The organism is Kribbella sp. NPDC051952 (genome assembly GCF_040680855.1).
Lineage (GTDB): Bacteria > Actinomycetota > Actinomycetes > Propionibacteriales > Kribbellaceae > Kribbella.
In genome coordinates this window covers 159,241-181,523 of sequence record NZ_JBFAXQ010000009.1, presented here as the reverse complement: position 1 = coordinate 181,523, position 22,283 = coordinate 159,241, and the positions used below count along the sequence as shown (strand labels likewise).

The 22,283-nt window shown below is 68.0% G+C and carries 22 protein-coding genes and 1 riboswitch; of the genes, 12 read left to right on the top strand and 10 right to left on the bottom strand.

Going from position 1 to position 22,283, the window contains the following annotated elements; all coding sequences use genetic code 11:
• Positions 1 to 52 precede the first annotated feature (52 nt).
• Both AB0L70_RS19125 and rpe read left to right on the top strand, forming a co-directional pair.
• Positions 53 to 928 carry an NAD(P)H-binding protein gene (locus AB0L70_RS19125; RefSeq protein WP_363685723.1) on the top strand — a complete coding sequence of 292 codons (876 nt, stop codon included), beginning with the start codon at positions 53 to 55 and terminating at the stop codon, positions 926 to 928.
• Between the two features lie 228 nt (positions 929 to 1,156).
• Positions 1,157 to 1,822 (top strand): ribulose-phosphate 3-epimerase, encoded by a 666-nt coding sequence (gene rpe, locus AB0L70_RS19120; RefSeq protein WP_363685721.1) that lies wholly within the window; start codon positions 1,157 to 1,159, stop codon positions 1,820 to 1,822.
• Here rpe and AB0L70_RS19115 read toward each other — a convergent pair.
• Complete coding sequence (locus tag AB0L70_RS19115) at positions 1,787 to 2,998, bottom strand: MFS transporter (RefSeq protein ID WP_363685719.1); 1,212 nt, start codon at positions 2,996 to 2,998, stop codon at positions 1,787 to 1,789. The two genes, rpe and AB0L70_RS19115, sit on opposite strands and share 36 nt — an antisense overlap.
• 116 nt (positions 2,999 to 3,114) lie before the next feature.
• Here AB0L70_RS19115 and AB0L70_RS19110 point away from each other — a divergent pair, with 116 nt between their 5' ends.
• Positions 3,115 to 3,867 (top strand): HAD-IIA family hydrolase, encoded by a 753-nt coding sequence (locus AB0L70_RS19110; protein ID WP_363685898.1) that lies wholly within the window; start codon positions 3,115 to 3,117, stop codon positions 3,865 to 3,867.
• Here the strand turns inward: AB0L70_RS19110 and AB0L70_RS19105 are convergent.
• From AB0L70_RS19105 to AB0L70_RS19080, 6 genes are all read right to left on the bottom strand, one after another.
• On the bottom strand, positions 3,864 to 4,595 hold the full coding sequence (locus tag AB0L70_RS19105; RefSeq protein ID WP_363685717.1) for a polysaccharide deacetylase family protein: 732 nt from the start codon (positions 4,593 to 4,595) through the stop codon (positions 3,864 to 3,866). The genes AB0L70_RS19110 and AB0L70_RS19105 overlap by 4 nt on opposite strands.
• A 113-nt stretch (positions 4,596 to 4,708) precedes the next feature.
• Positions 4,709 to 5,419 (bottom strand): polysaccharide deacetylase family protein, encoded by a 711-nt coding sequence (locus AB0L70_RS19100; protein ID WP_363685715.1) that lies wholly within the window; start codon positions 5,417 to 5,419, stop codon positions 4,709 to 4,711.
• Between the two features lie 82 nt (positions 5,420 to 5,501).
• Positions 5,502 to 6,239 carry an amino acid ABC transporter ATP-binding protein gene (locus AB0L70_RS19095; RefSeq protein ID WP_363685713.1) on the bottom strand — a complete coding sequence of 246 codons (738 nt, stop codon included), beginning with the start codon at positions 6,237 to 6,239 and terminating at the stop codon, positions 5,502 to 5,504.
• Positions 6,226 to 6,981, bottom strand: coding sequence for an amino acid ABC transporter permease (locus AB0L70_RS19090; RefSeq protein WP_363685711.1), 756 nt, complete (start codon positions 6,979 to 6,981; stop codon positions 6,226 to 6,228). The genes AB0L70_RS19095 and AB0L70_RS19090 overlap by 14 nt, the downstream gene beginning before the upstream one ends.
• Positions 6,981 to 7,880 (bottom strand): transporter substrate-binding domain-containing protein, encoded by a 900-nt coding sequence (locus AB0L70_RS19085; RefSeq protein WP_363685709.1) that lies wholly within the window; start codon positions 7,878 to 7,880, stop codon positions 6,981 to 6,983. Before AB0L70_RS19085 ends, AB0L70_RS19090 begins: the two co-directional genes overlap by 1 nt.
• Positions 7,881 to 8,203: 323 nt before the next feature.
• A complete protein-coding gene (locus tag AB0L70_RS19080; RefSeq protein WP_363685707.1) occupies positions 8,204 to 8,935 on the bottom strand; it encodes a DNA-binding protein in 732 nt (243 codons plus the stop codon).
• A 227-nt stretch (positions 8,936 to 9,162) separates the two neighbouring features.
• Here AB0L70_RS19080 and AB0L70_RS19075 point away from each other — a divergent pair, with 227 nt between their 5' ends.
• The 7 genes from AB0L70_RS19075 to ribH all read left to right on the top strand — a co-directional run bounded on the left by AB0L70_RS19075 (position 9,163) and on the right by ribH (position 17,629).
• Positions 9,163 to 11,238: a VWA domain-containing protein gene (locus AB0L70_RS19075; RefSeq protein WP_363685705.1), complete on the top strand. Its 2,076-nt coding sequence runs from the start codon at positions 9,163 to 9,165 to the stop codon at positions 11,236 to 11,238.
• A 551-nt stretch (positions 11,239 to 11,789) separates the two neighbouring features.
• On the top strand, positions 11,790 to 13,163 hold the full coding sequence (locus tag AB0L70_RS19070) for a serine/threonine-protein kinase (RefSeq protein WP_363685703.1): 1,374 nt from the start codon (positions 11,790 to 11,792) through the stop codon (positions 13,161 to 13,163).
• A gap of 169 nt (positions 13,164 to 13,332) precedes the next feature.
• A riboswitch (FMN riboswitch) is annotated at positions 13,333 to 13,466 on the top strand.
• 126 nt (positions 13,467 to 13,592) lie between these two features.
• The gene (gene ribD / locus AB0L70_RS19065; RefSeq protein ID WP_363685701.1) at positions 13,593 to 14,642 is read left to right on the top strand and encodes a bifunctional diaminohydroxyphosphoribosylaminopyrimidine deaminase/5-amino-6-(5-phosphoribosylamino)uracil reductase RibD; all 1,050 of its coding nucleotides are present in this window, start codon (positions 13,593 to 13,595) and stop codon (positions 14,640 to 14,642) included.
• A complete protein-coding gene (locus tag AB0L70_RS19060) occupies positions 14,643 to 15,248 on the top strand; it encodes a riboflavin synthase (RefSeq protein WP_363685699.1) in 606 nt (201 codons plus the stop codon).
• Positions 15,245 to 15,919, top strand: coding sequence for a nicotinamide riboside transporter PnuC (gene pnuC / locus AB0L70_RS19055; RefSeq protein ID WP_363685697.1), 675 nt, complete (start codon positions 15,245 to 15,247; stop codon positions 15,917 to 15,919). Before AB0L70_RS19060 ends, pnuC begins: the two co-directional genes overlap by 4 nt.
• Position 15,920: 1 nt before the next feature.
• Positions 15,921 to 17,159 (top strand): bifunctional 3,4-dihydroxy-2-butanone-4-phosphate synthase/GTP cyclohydrolase II, encoded by a 1,239-nt coding sequence (locus AB0L70_RS19050; protein WP_363685695.1) that lies wholly within the window; start codon positions 15,921 to 15,923, stop codon positions 17,157 to 17,159.
• Positions 17,159 to 17,629, top strand: coding sequence for a 6,7-dimethyl-8-ribityllumazine synthase (ribH, locus tag AB0L70_RS19045; protein WP_363685693.1), 471 nt, complete (start codon positions 17,159 to 17,161; stop codon positions 17,627 to 17,629). The genes AB0L70_RS19050 and ribH overlap by 1 nt, the downstream gene beginning before the upstream one ends.
• Here ribH and AB0L70_RS19040 read toward each other — a convergent pair.
• Entirely contained in the window at positions 17,624 to 18,502 is an 879-nt protein-coding gene (locus tag AB0L70_RS19040; RefSeq protein WP_363685691.1) for an NAD(P)-dependent oxidoreductase, read from the bottom strand. The genes ribH and AB0L70_RS19040 overlap by 6 nt on opposite strands.
• A gap of 81 nt (positions 18,503 to 18,583) precedes the next feature.
• Positions 18,584 to 19,546, bottom strand: coding sequence for a hypothetical protein (locus AB0L70_RS19035; protein ID WP_363685689.1), 963 nt, complete (start codon positions 19,544 to 19,546; stop codon positions 18,584 to 18,586).
• Between the two features lie 63 nt (positions 19,547 to 19,609).
• On the opposite strand from AB0L70_RS19035, the gene AB0L70_RS19030 reads away from it, so the two are divergent.
• Both AB0L70_RS19030 and AB0L70_RS19025 read left to right on the top strand, forming a co-directional pair.
• Positions 19,610 to 20,575 (top strand): WYL domain-containing protein, encoded by a 966-nt coding sequence (locus AB0L70_RS19030; RefSeq protein WP_363685687.1) that lies wholly within the window; start codon positions 19,610 to 19,612, stop codon positions 20,573 to 20,575.
• An 86-nt stretch (positions 20,576 to 20,661) separates the two neighbouring features.
• Positions 20,662 to 21,300, top strand: coding sequence for an NAD(P)-binding oxidoreductase (locus AB0L70_RS19025; RefSeq protein WP_363685685.1), 639 nt, complete (start codon positions 20,662 to 20,664; stop codon positions 21,298 to 21,300).
• Here AB0L70_RS19025 and AB0L70_RS19020 read toward each other — a convergent pair whose 3' ends face one another.
• Positions 21,301 to 22,260 carry a P1 family peptidase gene (locus AB0L70_RS19020; RefSeq protein WP_363685683.1) on the bottom strand — a complete coding sequence of 320 codons (960 nt, stop codon included), beginning with the start codon at positions 22,258 to 22,260 and terminating at the stop codon, positions 21,301 to 21,303.
• Positions 22,261 to 22,283: the final 23 nt, after the last annotated feature.

Below are 22,283 nucleotides of genomic sequence, written 5' to 3'. Positions count from 1 at the left end.
GCTAACGTAAAAACGTAATCATCGATAACAAGCGGCAGGAGAGCCCTCACACATGATCATCGTTACTGGAGCGACTGGGCGGCTCGGCCGGGCGATCGTGGAGCGTCTCGCGGACAGCGTGCCGGCTGACCAGCTCGGCGTCAGTGTGCGGGCGCCGGAGCAGGCCGAGGACCTCCGCGCCCGCGGCATTCGCGTACGCCGCGGAGACTTCGACGACCCCGAATCCCTCACGACCGCGTTCGAAGGCGCGACCCAGGTGCTCGTCGTATCCGGCCCCGCCGACCCGGCCCCACACCGCGTAGCCATCGACGCAGCCAAGGCGGCAGGCGCCGAGCGCATCCTCTACACCAGCCACCAGGCGGCCAACCCAGACTCGTTGTTCGCCGCGACCCGGTCCCACGCAGCGACCGAACAGGACCTCGAGGATTCCGGCATCGCGTACACCGCCCTCCGCAACGGCTTCTACGCCAGCACCACCGTCTGGATGCTCCGCTCCGCTCTCGAGTCCGGCGAACTGGTCCTCCCCGAAGACGGTCCTGTCTCCTGGACCGCCCACACCGACCTGGTCGACGCGGCCGTACTAGCGCTCACCGACCCCACCCGCCTATCCGGCATCACCCCCGCCCTGACCGGCCCGGAAGCCCTCGACTACGCCGACGCGGCCGCGATCGCCTCGGACCTGATCGGCCGCAAGATCACCCGCATCACCGTCCCCGACGAGGTCTGGAAACAAGCAGCCCTCGACCGCGGCATGCCGCCGTACGCCGTAGACCTCACCCTCGAGATCTTCGCCGCCAGCCGCCACGGCGAATTCACCCCAGTCGACCCCGCCCTCCAACACCTCCTAGCCCGCACCCCCACCCCCCTCCAAGCCGTCCTGGCCGCGGAACTACCCACCTCCACACACCGCCCCGAGCCCACCCCCTAAACCCACCTCCGCCACGACACACCGCCTCCGAGCCCACCCCTAACCTCCACCTCCACGCACGAGCCACCCCCTAACCCCACCTCCACGCACGAGCCCACCCCCTAACCCCACTCGACGCACGACACACCGCCCCCGAGCCCACCCCTAACCCCACCTTCACCACGGTGTGCGGGTCGATGGGCTTACCACCTGGTCGGGAGGCGAACTGGCGTCGGTAGATTGATGCCTATGGGGATTCAGATTGCGCCGAGCATCTTGGCTGCTGACTTTTCTCGGCTGGCGGATGAGGCGGCGGCTGTGTCGAACGCCGACTGGCTGCATGTCGACGTGATGGACAACCACTTCGTCCCGAACCTCAGCCTCGGCATGCCCGTGGTCGAGTCACTGGCGAAGGCAACCGACATCCCGCTCGACTGTCACCTGATGATCGAGGACCCGGACCGCTGGGCGCCCGGGTACGTCGAGGCCGGCGCCTCCAGCGTCACCTTCCACGTCGAGGCCTGCAGGGCACCGATCCGCACGGCCCGCGAGATCCGCGCCAAGAGCGCCCGCGCCGGGATGGCCCTCCGGCCCGCCACCCCGATCGAGCCGTACGAGGACATGCTGGCCGAGCTCGACATGATCCTGATCATGACCGTCGAGCCCGGCTTCGGCGGCCAGAAGTTCCTGGACGTCTGCGTACCGAAGATCCGCCGTACCCGCGAACTCGTGAAGAAGCACGGCCTCGACCTGTGGATCGAGATCGACGGCGGCGTCTCGCTGGACACGATCGAGCAGTGCGCCGAAGCGGGCGCCGACGTGTTCGTGGCCGGCTCGGCCGTCTACGCCGCCGACAACCCGAACGCGATGGTCGAGCAGCTACGCGGTCTCGCCGACCAGGCCACCCGCAGCTAACGACGGCTCGGCCTCAGCCGGGATCCGCAGCAACAGCACCAGCGAGGTCCCCGCGAGTACGGCGGCCAACAGCCAGACGTACCGCACGCCGAAGCTCTCGATCACCGTGCCCGACACCGCCGCCCCGATCGCGGCACCACCCATTGCCGCAGCGCCCATCCACCCGAACACCTCGGTCCGGACCGTATCCGGAGTCAACGCGCCCAGCCGTTCGTACAGCGCCCCGATCGCCGGAGCCAACGTCAGCCCCGACACCGCGAGCGCTATCCCGAGCGACACCGCCGACCAGGTCGCGAAGACACACAGCAGCATCCCCGCCGTGACCAGAGCCGCCCGGCGCCACAAGTACGACGTACGCCGGCCGGGCAACGCGCCCGCGACCGCACCGCCGACCAGACTTCCGAAAGCCCAGACGGCCTCGAAGATGCCCGCGATCAGCCGCTGACCGTGCTCGTCCGCGAACGCGACGATGCCGAGCGAGATCCCGTTGAACGCCATGATCCACAGGCCGAACGACAGGATCAGCGGCAACCGATGCCGGTGCCAGAGCAATTGACGCGTGCTCAGCGGCACCTCGCTGTGATGATCGCGGGCGAGCGGTTTGGGTTGTCGGAGCGCGTACCACCAGATGAAGACGGCCGACGCCGATCCCGCGAGCAGTACGCCGAGCCGCGGGCTCGCAACACTCACCGCCGTTGCCCCGAGCATCGGCCCGACCATGAACAGCAATTCCTGAGCCGTCGCATCCACCGCGTACGCCGTCCGCAACGCCGGACCCTGGACCACCCGAGGCCATGCAGCCCGCAGCGTCTGCATCACCGGTGGCACGAGCGCCCCACAGACCAGCGTGAACAGCGGCATCGCCCGATACAGACCAGCCGGCAACAGCGCCAGGCTGACACACACCACGCTCCAGGCGATCCCGGTGATCAGCAGCACGCCACGGGGACCGCGACGGTCGGCCGTCCGGGACCACAGCGGCCCGGCGATCGCCGTACCGATCGAATAGGCACCCGCGACCACGCCGGCCCAGCGGAATGATCCGCTGAGGTCTTTGGCGAGGAACGCGAGCGGCACCATCGTGGTGAGCATCGGCAACCGCGCCAGCAGCGAAGACGCCAGCAGCGCCATCACGCCGTGTGTTCGCCACAACTCGCGGTAGCCAGACAACTCCATGCCCGCATTCTCACTCCACCCACCGACACTTTTCCGCGCTCGGTCCGCCGCGCCGGTTCGGCCCCTACGATGAGTCCGTGACCGAGCACAAACCGGTAGAGACCTGGCTGACCGACATGGACGGCGTGCTCGTGCACGAAGAGCGCGCCATCCCCGGAGCCAGTGAGTTCATCGCAGCCCTGCAGGAGTCCGGCAAGAAGTTCCTGGTCCTCACGAACAACTCGATCTTCACCCCGCGTGACCTGCGGGCGCGGCTGCTTGCCGCGGGCATCGACATCCCGGAGCAGGCGATCTGGACGAGCGCCCTCGCCACGGCGCAGTTCCTCGACGACCAGCGTGCGGGCGGTACGGCGTACGTGATCGGGGAGGCCGGTCTGACCACGGCGCTGCACGAGATCGGGTACGTGCTGACCGAGCGAGCGCCCGACTACGTCGTCCTTGGGGAGACCCGCACGTACTCGTTCGAGGCGATCACGAAGGCGATCCGGCTGATCGCCGGCGGCGCGCGGTTCCTCGCGACCAACCCGGATCCGACCGGACCGTCCACAGAGGGTCCGCTGCCCGCGACCGGCTCGGTCGCCGCGCTGATCACCCGCGCCACCGGAGTCGAGCCGTACTTCGTCGGCAAGCCGAACCCGCTGATGATGCGCAGCGCGCTCAACCGGATCGAAGGGCACTCGGAGACCACGGTCATGATCGGCGACCGGATGGACACCGACATCATCAGCGGTCTCGAAGCGGGACTCCGGAGCATTCTCGTTCTGTCCGGCTCCACCGGGGAGCACGAGGTGGACCGCTTCCCCTACCGCCCGACCCGCATCGTCGAGTCGATCGCTGACGTCGTACCGCTCGTTGCTGCCTTCTCCTAGCAGGTGAGGGTGCGGAACCCGTAGCCCTGGGCCTTGAGCGACTTCAGGATCGTCGGCAGTGCAGCGACGGTCTGACTGCGGTTGCCGCCGCCGTCATGCATCAGGATCACCGATCCGCTGTGGACGCTCGTCAGCACGCGCTTGACGATCGCCGTCGTACCCGGCTTGGTCCAGTCGCGCGAGTCGATGGTCCACACCACCAGGTCCTTGCCGAGCGCCTTCGCCCGTTGCCGGACGGTCGCATTCACACCGCCGTACGGCGGACGCAGGCAGGCCGGCGTACTTCCGAGTTGCGCCCGGATCGCCTGATCCGTCGACGAGACCTCCTGCCGGAACGCGGTCGCGGACAGCTTGCGGAGATCCGCATGCGTCCAGGTGTGGTTCTCGACGCTGTGACCGGCCGCGTGGATGCGCTTGGTCAGTTCGGGATGCTTCACCACGTTCTTGCCGACCTCGAAGAACGTGGCCTTGGCGTCGTACTTCGCCAGGATGTCGAGGATCTTCGGCGTGTACGCCACGTCAGGTCCGTCGTCGAAGGTCAGGACGACGTACTTGGTCGGAAGCGGCGGCTTGGTGGGTGCGGCCGCCGCGGCCGCAGGCGGGCTCGGCGTCGGCCGGCTGGGGGTGCGGGCGGCTGCGACAACGACAGTACCGATCACCGCGCTGACCACCATCATCATGGCCAGTCCGATGATCCGATTGCCGGCACGCGTCAAGCGAACATCCATGCGTCCCCCAGGGCGGTGGGTGGCTCACTTCCTCACCCGTCCACCATCGGTTCGACACAGCCGAAAGCCAGCCCCCACGCCGCTGCCGTATCAACAACCACGCATACCGGACGCTATTGGCACCACAGGGGATAGAACAGGTAACCCCTCGCCTTGAGCGTCTTCAGGATCGTCGGGAGCGCGGCGACGGTCTGGCTGCGGTTCCCACCCCCGTCGTGCATGAGGATCACCGAGCCGGTGTGGACCTTCGACAGCACCCGGCGCACGATCACCGACGTACCAGGACGGCTCCAGTCCGCGGGGTCGACGGACCACAGTTGGATCTTCTTGCCGAGCATGGCAGCCCGCTTGGCGACCACCCGGTTCGTCGCACCGTACGGCGGCCGCAGGCAGCGCGGGGTGTAGCCGGTCTGGGCCCGGAGGTAACGGTCCGTGGTCCGGACCTGGTACTTGAACGTCGACCAGTTGGCCTTGGTGAGATTCGGGTGCGACCAACTGTGGTTCTGCACGCTGTGGCCGAGCTGATCGACCCGACGGGTGAGAGCCGGGTACCGCTTGACGTTCTGCCCGACCTCGAAGAACGTCGCCCGCACGTGGTAGGCCTGAAGAATCCTCAGGATCTGCGCCGTGTACTTCGCACTCGGCCCGTCATCGAAGGTGAGATAGACCCACTTGGCCGTGGACACCGCAGTTGTGGCGGCAGGAGCTGCGCCGACCTGCGGCGCCGCAGTGGCTGTGCTCCCGCGTCCCGGTGGTGCGGCACTCGCCGCCAGGCCGAGCGCCACACATACTCCGATCGCGAGGACGAACCGAAGATCTTTCACCACAACCATCCCCCAGCCAGGGTCGATCCGGCGTCGTCTCCATAGTGGCCCTCAGCAACCAATTGCGCCAGGGGTCCTTCTCTTAGAGCACTTGGGACAGAAACTGCCGCAGCCGCGGCGACTCTGCCGCAGTGAAGACCTGCTCCGGTACGCCGGACTCGACCACGACCCCGTGATCCATGAACGCGACCTGGTCGGCGACCTCGCGGGCGAACCCCATCTCATGGGTGACGACGACCATCGTCATCCCCGCCTGCGCGAGGTCGGCCATCAGTCCGAGCACTCCCTTGACCAGCTCCGGGTCGAGCGCCGACGTCGCCTCGTCGAACAGCATCACCTCAGGCTTCATCGCCAACGCCCGGGCGATCGCGACCCGTTGCTGCTGGCCACCGGACAACGTGCCCGGCCGCGCATCCGCCTTCTGGGCGAGCCCGACGAGCTCCAGTTGCGTGAGGGCCTGGACCCGTGCCTGCTCGGCATCGAGCTTCTTGATCTTGCGCAGGGGGAGTGTGATGTTCTCGACGACGGACTTGTGCGGGAACAGGTTGAAGTGCTGGAACACCATCCCGATCCGGCGTCGCAACTCATCCGGGTTGCCGTTCAGTACCGACGTACCGGCCAGCTTCACGTCGCCGGCATTGGGCTCGAGCAGGCGGTTGATGGCCCGCAGCAGCGTCGACTTCCCGGATCCCGACGGGCCGATGACACACGCCGTACGCCCGGCCGGTACGGCGAGATCCACGCCTCGCAGGACCTTGTTGCTGCCGAACGCGAGCTCGACGCCGGACACCTCGAGACTGGCCGCCTCAACGGTTTGCATGCGCCAGCTCCCCTTGTACGACGTCGTCCGCCTCGGTCGGCCGGCCTTCGCGGAGACGCTTGTCGAAGTAGTTGACCAGGTGGGTCAGCGGGACCGTGATCACCAGGTAGAAGATGCCCGCGAGCAGCAACGGGGACAGGTTGCCGTTGGTCGCGGCCGCGTCCTGCCCGATCCGGAACAGTTCACGCTGACTCGCGAGCAGGCCGAGGAAGTAGACCAGGCTCGACTCCTTCACCAGCGCGATGAATTGATTCACCAGCGCGGGCAGGACCCGTCGTACTCCTTGCGGAATGATGACCAACCGCATCCCGTCCGGGTAGCTGAACCCGAGTGCCCGGGCTGCTTCCAGCTGTCCCTTCTCCACGCTCTGGATGCCGGAGCGGAAGATCTCGCCGATGTAGGCGGCTGCGATCAGGGAGAGCGCGAGGATGCCGAGCGGGTACGGGTTCGGGCCCCACCAGTGCCTGGTGATGGGGGAGAGGCCCTGGCCGATCAGCAGGATCGTGAGGATGGCGGGCAGGCCGCGGAAGATGTCGGTGTAGATCTTCGCCGGCCAGCGCAGCCAGCGCTTCGAGGACAGGGCGAGGACCGCCACGATCATGCCGAGCACAGTGCCCAGCACGACCGAGGCGGCCGCCAGGATCAGGGTGTTGACCAGTCCCACCTTGAGCATCTCGGGCAGGACGTCCTTCATCGACCCCCAGTCGAGGAAGGTGTCGTTCAGCGTGGACCAGATATCCATCAGCCGGCTGCTGCGGGAGTCGTGCTCGCTGTCGGCTCAGTGTTCGCCTTGGACGTGGTGCTCGCCTCGGGCTTGGTGCCCGGCTTGGGCGTGGTGCCGGGCTTGGGGGCGGCGACGGTGCCGCTGCCGGGCTTGAAGTTCGGCGGTACGGCGCGACCCGGGTAGTACTGCTCGACCAGCTTGGTCCAGGTGCCGTCGGCGATCACCTCGTCGAGCGCCTTGTTCACCGCGTCCCGCAGCTTGTCGTTGCTCTTGGCCACCGCGAACGCCATCGGCGCGTCACTCAGCTCCTTCGCGGCCAGGATCACGGTGCCGCCACCCTGCTCCTTGGCCATCTTCTCGCCGATCTCGGCCGGCGAGACCCACGCATCCGCCGTACCGGCCTTGAGCTGACCGAGGGCAGCGTTGTAGTTCGGCACCCGGACCGGGTTGAGGTTCTTGCCGGTGGCGTAGTCGTCCTGGACGGTGCCCTGGACCACGACCACCCGCTTGCCCTGCAACTGGTCGAAGGACTTGATGCCGGAATCCTTGGTGGTGTTCAGCCCGAGGTAGCCGAAGTCGTACCCATTGCTGAAGGCAACCGTCTTCTTGCGCGCCTCGGTGACCGTGATCGACGAGCTGCCGAGGTCGTACTGACCGCCGTTGACCTGCGACAACAGCGCGGAGAAGTCGGTCCCGACGAACTCCGGCTTCAGATTCAGCTTGGCCGCCACCGCGGTGATCAGGTCGTTGTCGAACCCGGTGAACTTGCCGTCCTGCACGTACACGTTCGGCGGTGCGTCGGTCAGCGTCCCGATCCGCAACGTCCCGGACTTGATCAACCCAAGATCCGGCCCATCACCCGCCGCCGAATCCTGATCGCTGCCACAGGCAACCATCGCCAGAGCCAGTGAAACCACAACCCCTACGCCAACAATCCGCCGCAAGGCTCCAGACGCGCGCACAACATCTCCTCAGCTCAATCCACGCGGGACACGTCGCCCCGCCGCGCGGGGCACATCACCCCACCGCGCCAACCCAACACGCGCCACCCGCCCGGCATTCCACCCGCGACAGCCCGTGAGACAGCCCGAAATGTCTACTTCGGCTGTGCTATATAGACGCCTGATTCGCCTGTGTGGACAGCGATCGGGGCGGACAAAACCAGGCTCGGCTCCTGGGCATGCCGGTCCACGGTCAGCACACCGCGGCCGGGCGAGGGTGAGTCGGGCCTGGTGACCGCTCAGCCGTGGTGTTTCTCATAGTGGGCCAAGGCGTCGGCGGTCCGGCCGGTGCCATAGGCAAGGAGCAACTCGGCGACCGCTGGGGACTCCTTGGCGGCTGCCGCGGCGGCCCGTTGGATCTCGTCGGCGGAGGCGATCTCGCGGAACAGATCCTGGATCTCGCGGACAACGGCGCGCGCGGTGTTCGCTATCAGGTCCGGTGGGGTGGCCGGCGGCCACGCTTGACTCGCCGGTGCCTGCAGTCCGGCTGGCGACGCGAAGGCCGCGGCCGGGTCCGCGGGCTGACCGGGCGCGTGAGCCTGCGAATGGCCCGATTGGTGACCCAGTGGATGGCCCGATGCATGGCCCGATGCATGGCCCGATGCATGGCCTGGTGGAAAGGCCACTGATCGCGGCACGTGCACGGTGTTCGGGCCGGTGCTGGGGAAGGCGCCGGTGGTGCCGCGGATCCGGTCGAGCTCGAGCGGGATCTCGTCGGGATCGATCTCGCTCGCGATGGCCAGGTCGGCGAGTTGGGAGACCGCCCGGAGGCGGGACACCACGGCAGGGTTACCGATTTTCACGCGTTGCGCGCTCATCAGTTGTGACAGCATCGGGGCCGACAACCCGATTACCTGTGCGAGCGCGCTCTGGGTCAGGCCGAGCGCCGGCGCGACCCGGCGAACCACGTCTCCGAGCGTCTCGCCGTACAGCTCGACCTGCTGCTGGAGGTTCTGCGCTGTCTGGTCCATCCGTGTGATCCCCTCTCTGGGTGATCCGCTCCGTGACGTGCGCTCGGAGTGGTCTCCCTCGGGTCGGTCGCCGTTCGTGACCGACTGCAAACATCTTCGCAGTTGCGAAGCAAATTGCCAACCCGGACGTTTGCATCTGTGGAGAAGAGGCTCGATCGAGGCGTGACTTGACATTTGCGATCGCAAACTGTCAAGGTTTGCGACAGCGAATCTCACTGGAGGAAACGATGACGGCTCTGCAAGGACACCGCCGCCCCGCGGTGTGGGCGCTCCTCGCCATCACACTGACCGCGGTCCTGGCCGGACTGACGACCGGGTCCGCACTCGCCGACCCCGAGCCGGGTGACACCGGCAAGCTCGTGATGGTGCTGGACTCGTCCGGCTCGATGAAGGAGCCGGCCGGCGACGGCAAGACCAAGATCGTCGCGGCCCGCACCGCGCTGACCCAGGTGGTGAGCAAGCTCCCCGAGACGGCCCAGGTCGGCCTGAGGGTGTACGGCGCGACCGTCTTCAAGAAGGGTCAGCCGGGCGCCTGCACCGACACCCAGTTGACGGTTCCGATCGGCACCGCCAACCGGCCGCAGTTGCAGGCAGCGATCGCCAAGTACAAGCCGTACGGCGAGACCCCGATCGGCTACGCGCTGCAGCAGGCCGCGAAGGATCTCGGTCCGACCGGGCAGCGCACGATCGTGCTGGTGTCCGACGGTGAGGCGACCTGCGCACCGGACCCGTGTGAGGTGGCGCGCTCGATCGCCAAGCAGGGCATCGATCTGAAGATCGACGTGGTCGGGTTCCGTGTCGGCGGGAAGGCGCGCAGCCAGCTGCAATGCGTTGCCCGGGAGGGGCGCGGCGACTACTACGACGCCGACTCGACCATCGATCTCGAGGCTGGGCTCGACAAGCTGTCCACCCGAGCGTTCCGACCGTTCCGCATCTCCGGGACGCCGGTCCAGGGTGGGCCACAGCAAGAAGGGGCGCCGGTGCTTGCCCCGGGCCACTACTCGGACACCTTCGGCAACGACCAGACCGCGAAGTACTACGTGATCAAGCGGACCATGGCGAAGTCGACCCTCCGGGCCGGCGTCAGCTTCCGGCGGCCGTCGGGTGGCAGTTTCGTCCTCAAGGCCGAGGTCAAGCTGAAGACGATCGGCGCGGAGAACTGCGGCTGGAGCTACCCGCTCGCGTTCGACGGGGATCAGGGCATCGCGACCGGTGCGGCGTCGAGCTGGACCGGTGACTACCCCAAGGGCTGCGCGGACGATGACCAGTTGGTGCTGACGGTCTCCGCCGGCGCGGCGTTCCGCGAGATGAAGGGCGTTCCGTACGAGCTGCGGATCGACGAGGAGCCGCCGGTCGACTCCACCACCAATCTGCCGGCCAAGGCCGATACCCCGACCTGGACGCCGATGCCTGGTTCGACCCCACGCGAGATCGTGCCGGGTTCGAGTTTCCCGGACGCCCCGTTGCTGGAGCCGGGTAGCTACAAGACGACGCTGATGCCGGGCGAGGTCCAGCTCTACAAGGTCAAGGCCGACTGGGGCCAGCGCATCCAGGCCCAGGCCACGGTGCCGAAGCTCGGCGCGGCGACCGCCAAGGCAATCGACGGCATCCGGTACCTGGATATGGGGATGATCTCCCCGATCGGTGAAGAGGTGTACGCCGTCTTCGCGAAGAACGTCCCGGGTCCGGGTGGGGCAGGCCGGCGTGCGGTGCTGACCAAGGACGGTGTGGTGAACGCGAACACCACCAAGGAGATCCGCTACCTCAACCGCGACGGCGCGAACAACCAGGACAAGGGCACGTCGATGCCCGGCGAGTACTACATCGCGATCTCGTTGACCCGCAAGGACAACGACAAGGCCTTCGCGATCCCGATGACGCTGACCGTCGGGTTGGAAGGCACTGCGGGCAACGGCAAGCCTGAGTACGTCGACGGCGCGACTCCGGTCGACGGCACCTCCACGACGCCGACTCCGACGCCGACCGAGGAGTCATCCACCCCGGGCACCGGCAATGAGAACGAGAACAAGAACGAAGCCGGAGGCCCGGTCCAGGGCAGCAGCAACGACTCGGACGACGGTACGCCGGTCGCCCTGGTCGCCGGCCTCGGTGGCGGCGGCGTCCTGCTCCTGCTCGTCGGAGTGCTCGCCGCCCTCCGCCTCCGCAAGAAGCCAGCCATCGCCCAACCCAGCGCCACCCCCTGGCACTCCGGAGCCCCCAACTACCCAACCCAGCCGGGCCAGCAACACCCCAACGGCCCTCAACCTCCGAACCACGGCGGCCCCCAACCACCCCACCACTAACCGCCCAGCCCGCCGGGCCTAGGGATCCGGTGGTACGCGGTCGGCAGCCGTCCTGTCGCCTACGGGGCAGCGCGATGGGCCAGGATTCCGGACCACGAGGGTTGGCATCCGTCTGATCGCTTTCGGGCAGCCCAAGGGGCCCCAGGTGCCCGGTCTGCGACGGTCAGTGACCGCCCCGCCCGCTGACCGGGCACAAGGCCCCAGGCGCCCGGACCGGGGCGGCTAGCAACAACTCGCCGCAGACCGGGCAACCCTGAGGACCTGCCAGGCCCGGGCCACCGCAATCGGTGGTCCGGGCCTCTCCCTCTCTCCGAACCGGTGCCCAAGGCCCTCAATCCACAATCAGGCAGGGTCCGGAATGGCTTGAGCAGGTCGTAACCCGACCACGGCTCGGCTCAAAACCGGGCACATGGGGTCGGGGCGGGATGCTCGCCTTTGCGGGCTTCCCGAGCGAATCCTCTGCACCCGCGGACGTAGGGGAGTGGATCCTCCGCACCCCGGGACGCGGGTGGAATGGGCGTAGTGGGCGGGTGGGACGGTAGTTTCTTCGGGTGGAGGCGTTTGCTGGGCGGTATCGGCTGATCGACCTGATCGGGACCGGCGGGATGGGTTCGGTCTGGCGGGCGTGGGATCTGCGGCGTTCGGCGTACGTGGCGGCCAAGGTGCTCGGGCAGCATGATGCGGCAGCGTTGCTGCGGTTTGTCCGGGAGCAGTCGTTGCGGATCGAGCATCCGCATGTCGTTGCGCCACACGGGTGGGCCGCGGATGACGACAAGGTCGTGTTCGCGATGGAGCTCGTTCGTGGTGGATCCGCCGCGACCTTGCTCGGTGATCACGGTCCGTTGCCTTCGTCGTACGTCGCCGTTCTGCTTGATCAGCTGCTGCACGGGCTGTCCGCGGTCCACGCCGCGGGTGTCGTCCATCGGGACGTGAAACCGGCCAACCTGTTGCTCGATGCCACCGGTACGGGGCGACCACATCTCCGGTTGTCGGACTTCGGCGTCGCGGGCTTGGTCGACGAGCCGCGGATGACTCGCAACAGCACGATCCTCGGGACCCCGGGATACCTCGCGCCGGAGCAATTGGCTGGTGCCGACCCGGACTCGCGGCAGGACCTGTACGCCGTTGGCGCGGTGGCCGTCGAGCTCCTCACCGGCGGACGACCTGGCGTCAGCGGCGGCCTGCCGACGGTTGAGGGTCCGCTTGGTGAGTTCATCCGTCGGTGTACGGCGACCGATCCGTCCGACCGCCCCGAGTCCGCGAAGGAGGCCGGTCGCCTCCTCGCCGAAACCGGCGTACTCCCGCCCGACGGAACCACACCCTGGGCGGAGGCCCCCGACCCACCCGAAGTCTTCGACCAACTCCCACCCCTCCCACACACCTGGACCCCAACCGGCCCCGCAATCCACCCACCAACCGCACCCCCACAGCCCACGCCCGCGCAGTCGACACCCGGGCAGGCCACCTCCGCGCGGGCTACGCCTGCGGAGCCTGCGCCTCTGCAGTCCGGCTCACCGGCGGCCGTGCCTACACCACTGAGCGAGCTGAATGCGACTTTGGCGCCGTCGGACAGGCTGACTAGCTCGTCAGGTAGCTCGACTGCATCGGGGGATAGGTCGAGCGGGTCGTCGGATGGGTTGAGCGGGTCGTCGGACGGGTCGGCTAGATCGGCGGATCGGGCGACTACATCGGCGGACCGGGCGACCGGGGTGGCGGATGGCTCGATCAGATCGTCGGATGGGTCGGCCGGGTTGGCGGATGGGTCGACCGGGTCGTTGGTTGGGGCGAGCGTGGTGTCGGGTGGGGCGAGCGCGGTGTCGGGTGGTGGGCGGGGGCGGCGGGTGTTGCTGTTTGTGGTTGTCGGGTGCTTTGTTGGGGCGGCTGGGTTGCTTGGTGCTGCTGTGTGGGTGTTGCTTCGGCAGTGAAGACCGGAGTCGGTGCATGCGACCCCCGGCGCGCGCTCAGCGAGTGGTGACCCGGGTGGTGACCGGATGGGTCGGATGGCCGCCACTGCGCCGCCCGGGGACCACGATGTGACCTGGGTCGTGGTGTGAGTTGCGGGGGAGGGCATACTTGAAGCACGAGTGAACCCACTCGCGTGCTCCGGGGTCGGTGTAATTCCGAGCCGGCGGTGACAGTCCGCGACCCGGCCGCTGCGGTTTGGCGGTCGGTTGACCTGGTGGAATTCCAGGACCGACGGTGAAAGTCCGGATGGGAGGCGCACGCGGTCGGCGGGTGTGCTCTGGCGTCCGATCGGCGTTGCGAGAGCGGCGTACGCGAGAAACCCCGGACGGCGGAGCGTGTGCGCCGGTTGTCACGAGCCCCGGAACGCGTCCGAAACGACGAGGGGCCGGGTGACTGGCACAGTGAGCAACACGTCGCCGATTGACGTCGCGTGGATGCGACGCGCGATCGAGCTGGCCGCGAAAGGTGTCGGCAGCACCCACCCGAACCCGGTGGTCGGCTGCGTGATCACCGGCCGGGACGGACACCCGGTCGGCGAGGGCTTCCACGCGGTTGCCGGTGGCCCCCACGCCGAGGTCGAGGCGCTGCGGATGACGGGAGACCGAGCCCGCGGCGGTACGGCGTACGTGACGCTCGAGCCCTGTAACCACACCGGCCGGACTGGCCCGTGCGCTGATGCGCTGATCGAGGCCGGGATCGCGCGAGTGGTGTACGCCGTACCTGATCCGAACCGGCAGGCCGCCGGTGGCGCCGAGAAGCTCGCAAACAAGAACATCCAGGTCGAGCAAGGCGTCCTCCAGGACGAGGCCGAGGCCGTCAACCATGTCTGGCTGCACAGCGTGCGAGTGGGCCGCCCTTTCGTCACCTGGAAGTTCGCCACCACCCTCGACGGGCGCAGCGCGGCGCCGGACCGCACCAGCAAGTGGATCACCGGCCCGATCGCCCGAGCCGACGTGCACCGGCAGCGGGCCGCGTGCGACGCCATCGCCGTCGGCACCCAGACCGTCCTCGACGACGACCCCGAACTGACGGTCCGCGACGAGCACGACGTACCCGCCGCACGCCAGCCACTGCGGGTCGTCGTCGGCGACCGCGAGATCCCGCCGACCGCGCGAGTACGCAACGATCGCGCGGAGACCCTGCTGCTGCCCACTCATGATCCCGCCGAGGTGCTCCGGCAGCTGGACGACCGGCAGGTCCGGCACCTCTGGCTCGAAGGCGGCCCGACTCTGGCCGCCGCCTTCGTCCGCGCTCAGCTGGTCGACCAGATCGTCGCGTACGTCGCCCCGGCCGTGCTCGGCTCCGGGTACGCCGCGATCGGCGACCTGGGCGCGGAATCGATCGACCACCTGCGGAGGTTCAAGCTCACGGACGTCACGCGCCTCGGCGACGACGTCCGGCTGATCCTGACGCCGCTCGAACCGCAAAGGACGCACTGAATGTTCACCGGAATCGTCGAAGAGCTCGGCACCGTCGAAGCGCTCGACCTACTCGAAGGGGACGCCGCCCGGCTCACCATCCGCGGCCCCAAGGTGACCGAGGACGCCGGCCACGGTGACTCGATCGCGGTCAACGGCTGTTGCCTGACCGTGGTCGACACCGGCGCCGGCACGTTCACCGCGGACGTGATGCGCGAGACGCTGCAGCGCACCAGCCTCGGCCAGGCGGCCAAGGGTTCGCAGGTCAACCTGGAGCGCGCGGTCGCCGCCCACGAGCGGCTCGGCGGGCACATCGTCCAGGGCCACGTCGACGGCGTCGGCACGATCGCGAGCCGCACCCCGTCCGCGCACTGGGAGGACGTCCGCGTCGCCGCCGGGCCGGAGATTCTCAAGTACGTCGCCGAGAAGGGCTCGATCGCCATCGACGGCGTATCCCTGACCGTTACCGATGTGGACGACGCGACCGGGACGTTCGGCGTCAGCCTGATCCCGACCACGCTCGAACTCACCGTGCTCGGTCACAACAAGGTCGGCGACAAGGTCAACCTGGAGGTTGACGTGATCGCCAAGTACGTGGAGCGACTGCTTGTAGGAGGCAACAAGTGAACCCCGTTGATTGGCTGTTGCACGCCCAGGTGACGATCGCCGGCTCGCCCGTGCTCGTCCGCGAGATCGTGGGCAACGTCTTCGGTCTGGCCAGCGCGCTGTTCGGCATGCGCCGGCTGGTGTCGGCCTGGCCGGTCGGCATCGTCGGCAACGTCCTGCTCTTCACCGTCTTCGTCGGCGGTGTCTTCGACACACCGCAGGACAAGGACCTGTGGGGTCAGGCCGGCCGCCAGGTGTTCTTCGCGCTGGTCAGCCTCTACGGCTGGTACCGCTGGTACCAGACCCGCCACGGTGGCGCCGCGAAGGGAGTCCAGCCGCGCTGGGCGACCACGCGGGAGCGGCTCGAGCTGCTCGGCCTCGCGGTCGTCCTCTATGCGATCTCGTTCTTCGTGCTCCGCGCGCTGGGTTCGTGGGGTCCGCAGTGGGACGCCTGGATCCTGACCGGCTCGATCCTGGCGACGTACGGGATGGCTCGCGGGTTCGTCGAGTTCTGGCTGATCTGGATCGCCGTCGACGTGGTCGGCGTACCGCTGCTGGTGCAGTCGAAGTTCTACCCGTCGGCGACGATGTACGTGATCTACGGACTGTTCTGCGTGCTCGGGTTCGCGTCCTGGTGGAAGATCCAGAACCGCGAGCGCACCGCCGTACCGGAACCTGTCGTGGTGGGCTGACATGGGCACCGTGCTGAAGCTCGACACGATCGAGCATGCGATCGACGAGATCCGGGCCGGGCGCCCGGTGATCGTGGTCGACGACGAGGACCGCGAGAACGAGGGCGACCTGATCTTCGCGGCGTCCAAGGCGACTCCGGAGCTGCTGGCGTTCCTGATCCGGTACAGCTCCGGCGTGGTCTGCGTGCCGATGGAGGGCGCCGAGCTCGACCGGCTCGGGATCCCGCTGATGACCCCGCACAACCGGGAGCGGATGCGTACGGCGTACACGATCTCGGTCGACGCCCGTGACGGCATCAGCACCGGGATCTCGGCCGCCGATCGGGCGCGGACGATCCGGGTACTCACGGACTCCGCATCGGAGTCGTACGACCTGGTCCAGCCGGGTCACGTGTTCCCGCTGCGTGGTCGTGAAGGCGGCGTACTGGTCCGGCCCGGGCACACCGAGGCGTCGATCGATCTGGCTCGCCTGGCCGGGTTGACTCCGGCCGCGGTGATCTCGGAGATGGTGAACGACGACGGGACGATGAAGCGTGGTGCGGAACTGCGCGCGTTCGCCGACGAGCACCAGTTGGTGCTGGTGTCGATCGACGACCTGATCCGCTACCGGCGCCGTACCGAGTCACAGATCAAGCGGGTCGCGACCACCACGCTGCCGACGCAGTACGGCGATTTTGTTGCCCACGGCTACCGGAACACGGTGGATGGGTCGGAGCAATTGGCCTTGGTTCGCGGTGAGATCGGCGCGGGGCCGACGTTGGTGCGGTTGCACTCGGAGTGCCTGACCGGCGATGTGTTCGGCTCGTTGAGGTGTGACTGTGGTCCGCAGCTCGACGAGGCCATGCGTCAGGTCGCGGCCGAGGGCGGGGTTGTGGTTTACCTGCGCGGGCATGAGGGCCGCGGGATCGGGCTGCTGCACAAGCTGCAGGCGTACGAGTTGCAGGACGCGGGCCGGGACACGGTCGACGCGAACCTGGACCTCGGTCTGCCCGCGGACGCCCGCGACTACGGCACCGGTGCGCAGATCCTGGCCGATCTGGGCGTGAAGGAAGTCCGGTTGCTGACCAACAATCCGGACAAGCTGTCCGGCGTACAGGGTTATGGCATCGACGTGGTCGAGCGGCGCGGCATCTCGATCGACCCGACCGAACACAACCTGCGCTACCTGCGTACCAAGCGCGACCGGATGGGCCACCACCTGCCCGGTGGCGTGCTCACGGAAGAGAACGGAGCCGGCTGATGTCGGGCAGTGGAGCACCAACCATCGAGGTCCCCCGCGTCGACGGCGCCCGGGTCGCGATCGTCGCCGCCCAGTGGCACCCGAAGGTCACCGACGCCCTCGTCGCCGGCGCCATCCGCGCGCTCGACGACTCCGGCGTCACCAGCTACACCGTCATCCGCGTACCCGGCTCCTTCGAACTCCCGGTCGCCTCGTTGCACGCAGCAAAGAACGGGTACGACGCTGTCGTCGCGTTAGGCGTGGTGATCCGCGGCGACACGCCCCACTTCGAATACGTCTGCCAGGCCACGACGGACGGCCTCATGCAGGTCGGCGTAACCACCGGCATCCCGGTCGGCTTCGGCGTACTCACCTGCGACAACGACCCCCAAGCCCTCGACCGAGCCGGCCTCCCCGACAGCCGAGAAGACAAAGGCTACGAAGCAACCCAAGCAGCCCTGTCAACCTTGCTCGCCATCCGCGAGTTATAAGGCCGGGATGCGGCCTGGGGCCCAGAGGTTGGTGACGTCTTCGCCGGTGGCTTCACGGCGCTGGAGGTCGGTGAGGAACTCGATGAAGTCGTGGTCCGGGCGCCAGTTGAGTAGGTCCGCGGCCTCGCTGAGGTCGTGTTGCTCGACGGTTTCGGGGAGCGTGAGGTTGTGGCGTTCGATCAGGTCCGCTGCGCCCGGCAGCCGTGACTCCGACCATTCGGGGCCGCGGGTGGTGAAGTTGGCGCGGACCTCTTCCGGCATTCCGTGGTTGCTGTGGACGATGGTGCGGAAGAGGTCGAAGCGGTGGGCGAGGGCGGCCTGGGTCGCGGCGGCTGTTGCGGTCGCGATGTCGCGTACGTCGACGCCGTTCCGGAGCAGCCGCTCGCCCCAGCGCAGGTAGGGCTCGGGCACGAAACCGTGGTAGCGCAGGAGCGCGACCGAGGCCCCGGTGGTCTCCTGATACATCTTCCAGAGGTCCTCGCCGAGCACTTTGGTGACGCTGTAGACGCTGCCCCAGCCGTACGCCATCGAGGATGCGAAGACGACGCTCTGGATGCCGGCCGCTCGGCACGCCTGTACGACGTTGAACGTGCCGTCGACGTTGACCGCGAAGATCGTCTCGTCGCTGACACCCGGGCGGTGGGCGTTATGCCAGGCCGCAAGGTGCACAACCGCGTCGCACGACTCCACCGCTTCGAGCACGTCGGTCGGCGTGCGAGTGTCGCACCGTACGAACTCGCCGACCGCATCGTCCGCGGGATCAGGCGAGGGAGCCACATCCGCCCGCCGCACCCGATGCCCCGCCGCAACAAGCCGCCGGGAAACCTCCCGGCCCGCGATGCCAGACGCCCCGGTAACCAGGACTGTGCTCATTCGGATCCTCCACGTCGATCGGGAAGCATGGCCGAAGGCGACGCTACCCGGTCGACATCCACCCCTGAGCCGAACCTCAGATCACGAGATGCGGGTGTGTTGCATCTTCCAGTTGGGGTGCCAGGTTTGGCCGTTGTCGGTGGAGAAGGATTGCTCCCAGGCGGCCTTGTCCACGCCGGGGGTCCAGCGGAAGCGGACGTCGATGGGTTGGCCGTCCCATACATCCGGGCCTTCGAAGACGCCGGTGCCGTCGGCATCGAAGGAACCGATGACCGGGTCCTCCAACTGGCCGCGGAGGCTGTTGATCCAGTGGATGGCCCAGGTCTTGGACTCGGGGTTGTAGATGCGGAAGGTCGCGCCGCGGAAGCCTTCGGTGGGGAACCAGCCCTCGTCGAAGCTGATCGCGCCGTCGAAGTACGTCGTCACCTGCATCTCGGACTTCATTTCGTACCACTCGGCCGGCTCGCCCAGGGCGGGCTTGCGGCGTTCGTTGTGCATGTCCCAACGGCCGACCAGGAAGTCGAAGTCACCGGTCAGCTTCGGGATGTCCAAGGCGGGCGGGGGAGTGGAACGGCGGGTGAAGTCCATGATCCAGTTGGTCTCCCAGGTCTCGCCGCCGTCGTTGGAGTACGCCTGTTCCCAGTGCGCGGTCTCCGCGGTGACGTCCGACCACTCGTAGCTGCAGAGGATGGGCTGACCGTCGAACTCGTCCTCGCCCACCAACCGGCAGCTCTTTCCATCAGCGGCCCAACCGCCGCGGACCGGCGGGTACAGCCGCATTGTTCGGCTGTCGACCCACCAGATGCTCCACTGCTCGGCCACCGGGTCGAACAGCCGGACGGACAGCCCGTACGACCCCTTCGTGGGGAAGCGCATCTCGTCGATGCTGATCGCGCCGTCGAAGTACGTGTGCGCTGTCGTGGTGCCGTCGTACTCGAGCCACTCGTCGGATCCGGCGAAGGCTTGTTTCAGGGTGCGGTGCCGGACGTCGAAGTACCCGTTGAGGAAGTCGAAGTCGCCGGTTGCCTTGGTCCATGTCGTCATGCAGCCAAGCGTCGCGGGCATACCTGACAGTCCATGGCAGTGTTTGCGGCTAACCTGACAGACATGCGTTCGAGTCGGTTGCTGTCGATCCTGTTGCTGCTGCAGACGCGGCGGCAGCTGACGGCGCGTGAGCTCGCGGACGAGCTGGAGGTCTCGCTCCGGACGATCTATCGCGACGTCGAGGCGCTCGCGGCAGCCGGCGTCCCGGTGTACGCCGATCAGGGTCGGGCCGGCGGGTATCGGCTGGTCGAGGGCTACCGCACCAAGCTGACCGGGCTCACCGAGCAGGAGGCGGCCGCACTGTTCCTGGTCGGGATGCCGGGCGCGGCCGCTGCGCTCGGGCTGACCGCGGAGACGAGCGCGGCCGAGCTGAAGCTGCTGGCAGCGCTTGCGCCCGACCAACGAGATCGCGCCGGACAACTGAAGAATCGCTTCCACCTCGACCTCCCGGCTTGGTACCAGGACGCTGAGATCTCGCCCCACCTCGCCGCCGTCGCCGATGCGGTCCTCCACGACCGCCGGGTCAAGGTCCTGTACCGCCGCTGGGAGGCGCCGCGCGAGGTCGAGCGCGTGCTGGAGCCGTACGGCCTCGTCCTCAAGAACGGCGCCTGGTACGTCGTTGCCGCGACCCCCGGCGGGATGCGTACGTACCGCGTCTCCAACATCCTCGAGCTCACCGCGACCGAGGAGGAGTTCGAGCGCACGCCCGGCTTCGAGCTGGCCGATTTCTGGCAGGAGCACCTGGACCAGTTCGATCAGGTCCGCTTCACCGGGTACGCCGTACTGCGCGTCTCGGCGGGGTTGGTCGCGCGCATGCACGACGTGTCGTTCCCCCAACTGGTGAAGGCAGTCGCGGGCGCCGAGCGGGCCGAAGACGGCAGCGTCACGGTCACCCTGCCGATCGAGTCGATCCCCAACGCCGCCGCCACTCTCAGCCGGTTCGGCGATGGACTCGAGGTGCTGGAGCCCCCAGAGCTCCGCACCGAACTCGCAAACCTCGGCCGGACGTTGACCGACCTCTACTCCTGAACCCGTGGCGCGCGTCACGCGATCTCTCTCTATCTCATATCGTATGAGTTCCGTACGATATGAGTTACAGAGCAGAGGAGTGCGGGATGAGAATCACGGTGTTCGGGGCAACAGGCGGGATCGGCGGTCACGTCGTACGGCAGGCGCTCGACGCGGGGCACAAGGTGACGGCGGTGGTCCGGACGTCCTCGGCGTTCGAGCTGGAGCACTCGTCGCTGGAGGTCGTCCGGGTGCCCGGTCTGACGGATGCGGAGCCGCTACGGGATGCGGTCGACGGGAGCGAGGCGGTCATCTCCGGGGTGGGCGCCCGAGGCCGGAAGGACGGTCCGGTCGCGTCGAACAGCACGCGGTCGATGCTGGCCGCGATGTCAAAGGTCGGCGTACGGCGGTTTGTCGCGGTCAGCGCCGCGCCACTCGGGCCGATCCCGGCGGACGAGAGTTTCTTCAACAAGCGGGTCGTCTACCCGGCGATCAACGCCTTCGCGGCCGACGTGTACGCCGATCTCCGGCTCATGGAGGCGGACATCATGAGCAGCTCGCCGGCCTGGACGATCGTGCGGCCGCCGAAGCTCACGAACAAGGCGCTCACCGGGACCTACCGGACCCTGGTCGGCGGCACAGTCACCCGCGGCTACACGATCTCGCGAGCCGACGTCGCGCACCTGATGCTCGCGGTCCTCGACGACCCGACAACGATCAACCAGCCGGTCGGGACGGCGTACTGACTAGGTCGCTCGTCGGATCAGATCGTGGGGGACGGCGCGGGCGCTGTTGCCGCGGAATCCGGTCGTCGTCGTTGCCATCGTGAGGGAGTTGAGGAGGGCTTCCTCGACCGACTCGGTGACGGCCTGGAACGGGCTGCGGAGGTCGCGGTCCGCGTAGGCCGCCGTACCGCCCATGCTGAAGGCGATGGCGTAGTCGCCGCTGCCGGGGGCGTAGTCGGAGCCGACCCGGGCTAGCGCGAAGATCGCGCGGCGCGCGAGGCGGCCGAGTTGGCGGGCGTCGAGGGGGAGGTCGGTGCCGACGACGATCATGCAGGAGTTGCCGTCGGCGTCGATCGGTTCAGCCGGGATCGGGGTGCCGCGGACGGTGAGCGTGCCGGAGAAGTTGGACTGGACGAGCGCTCCGACGGTCCCGGCGTCGACGACCCGGGACGCCGTACCGATGCCGGCCTTGAAGCCGAGCGCGGTGGTCCCGGTGCCGGCTCCCACACATCCTTCCAACGGGAGGCCGGTCGAAGCCGAGTCCAGGGCGGCGTGAACGTGCTCGGGGGTGATCGGCCGGCGGCGGATGTCGGAGAGGAACCCGTCGTTGGTCTCGCCGACGACGGGGTTGCGGCTGGTGGCCGTCGGGTTGCGATCCAGGAGCCACGTCAGCAGAGCATCGGCGGCGCGGAACACGCTCAGTGTGCCGGTGAGCAGGATCGGCGTCTCGATCACGCCTAGCTCGTCCACCTGCGTGGTCCCGACCAGCTTTCCGTACCCGTTACCCACCGCAACCGCGGCCGGCAATCCGGTCGCATAGCTGTCGGGCACGATCGCGGTCACACCGGTCTGCAGGTCCCCCTCCGAGATCGTGGTCTGCCCGACCAGGACACCCGGTACGTCGGTGATCGCGTTCAGCGGGCCGGTGGGCAGTGTGCCGACGACGACGCCAAGATCGCGCACTCTTCGGGGAGCCTGCATCCAGCCAGTATCCGGACCTGGGG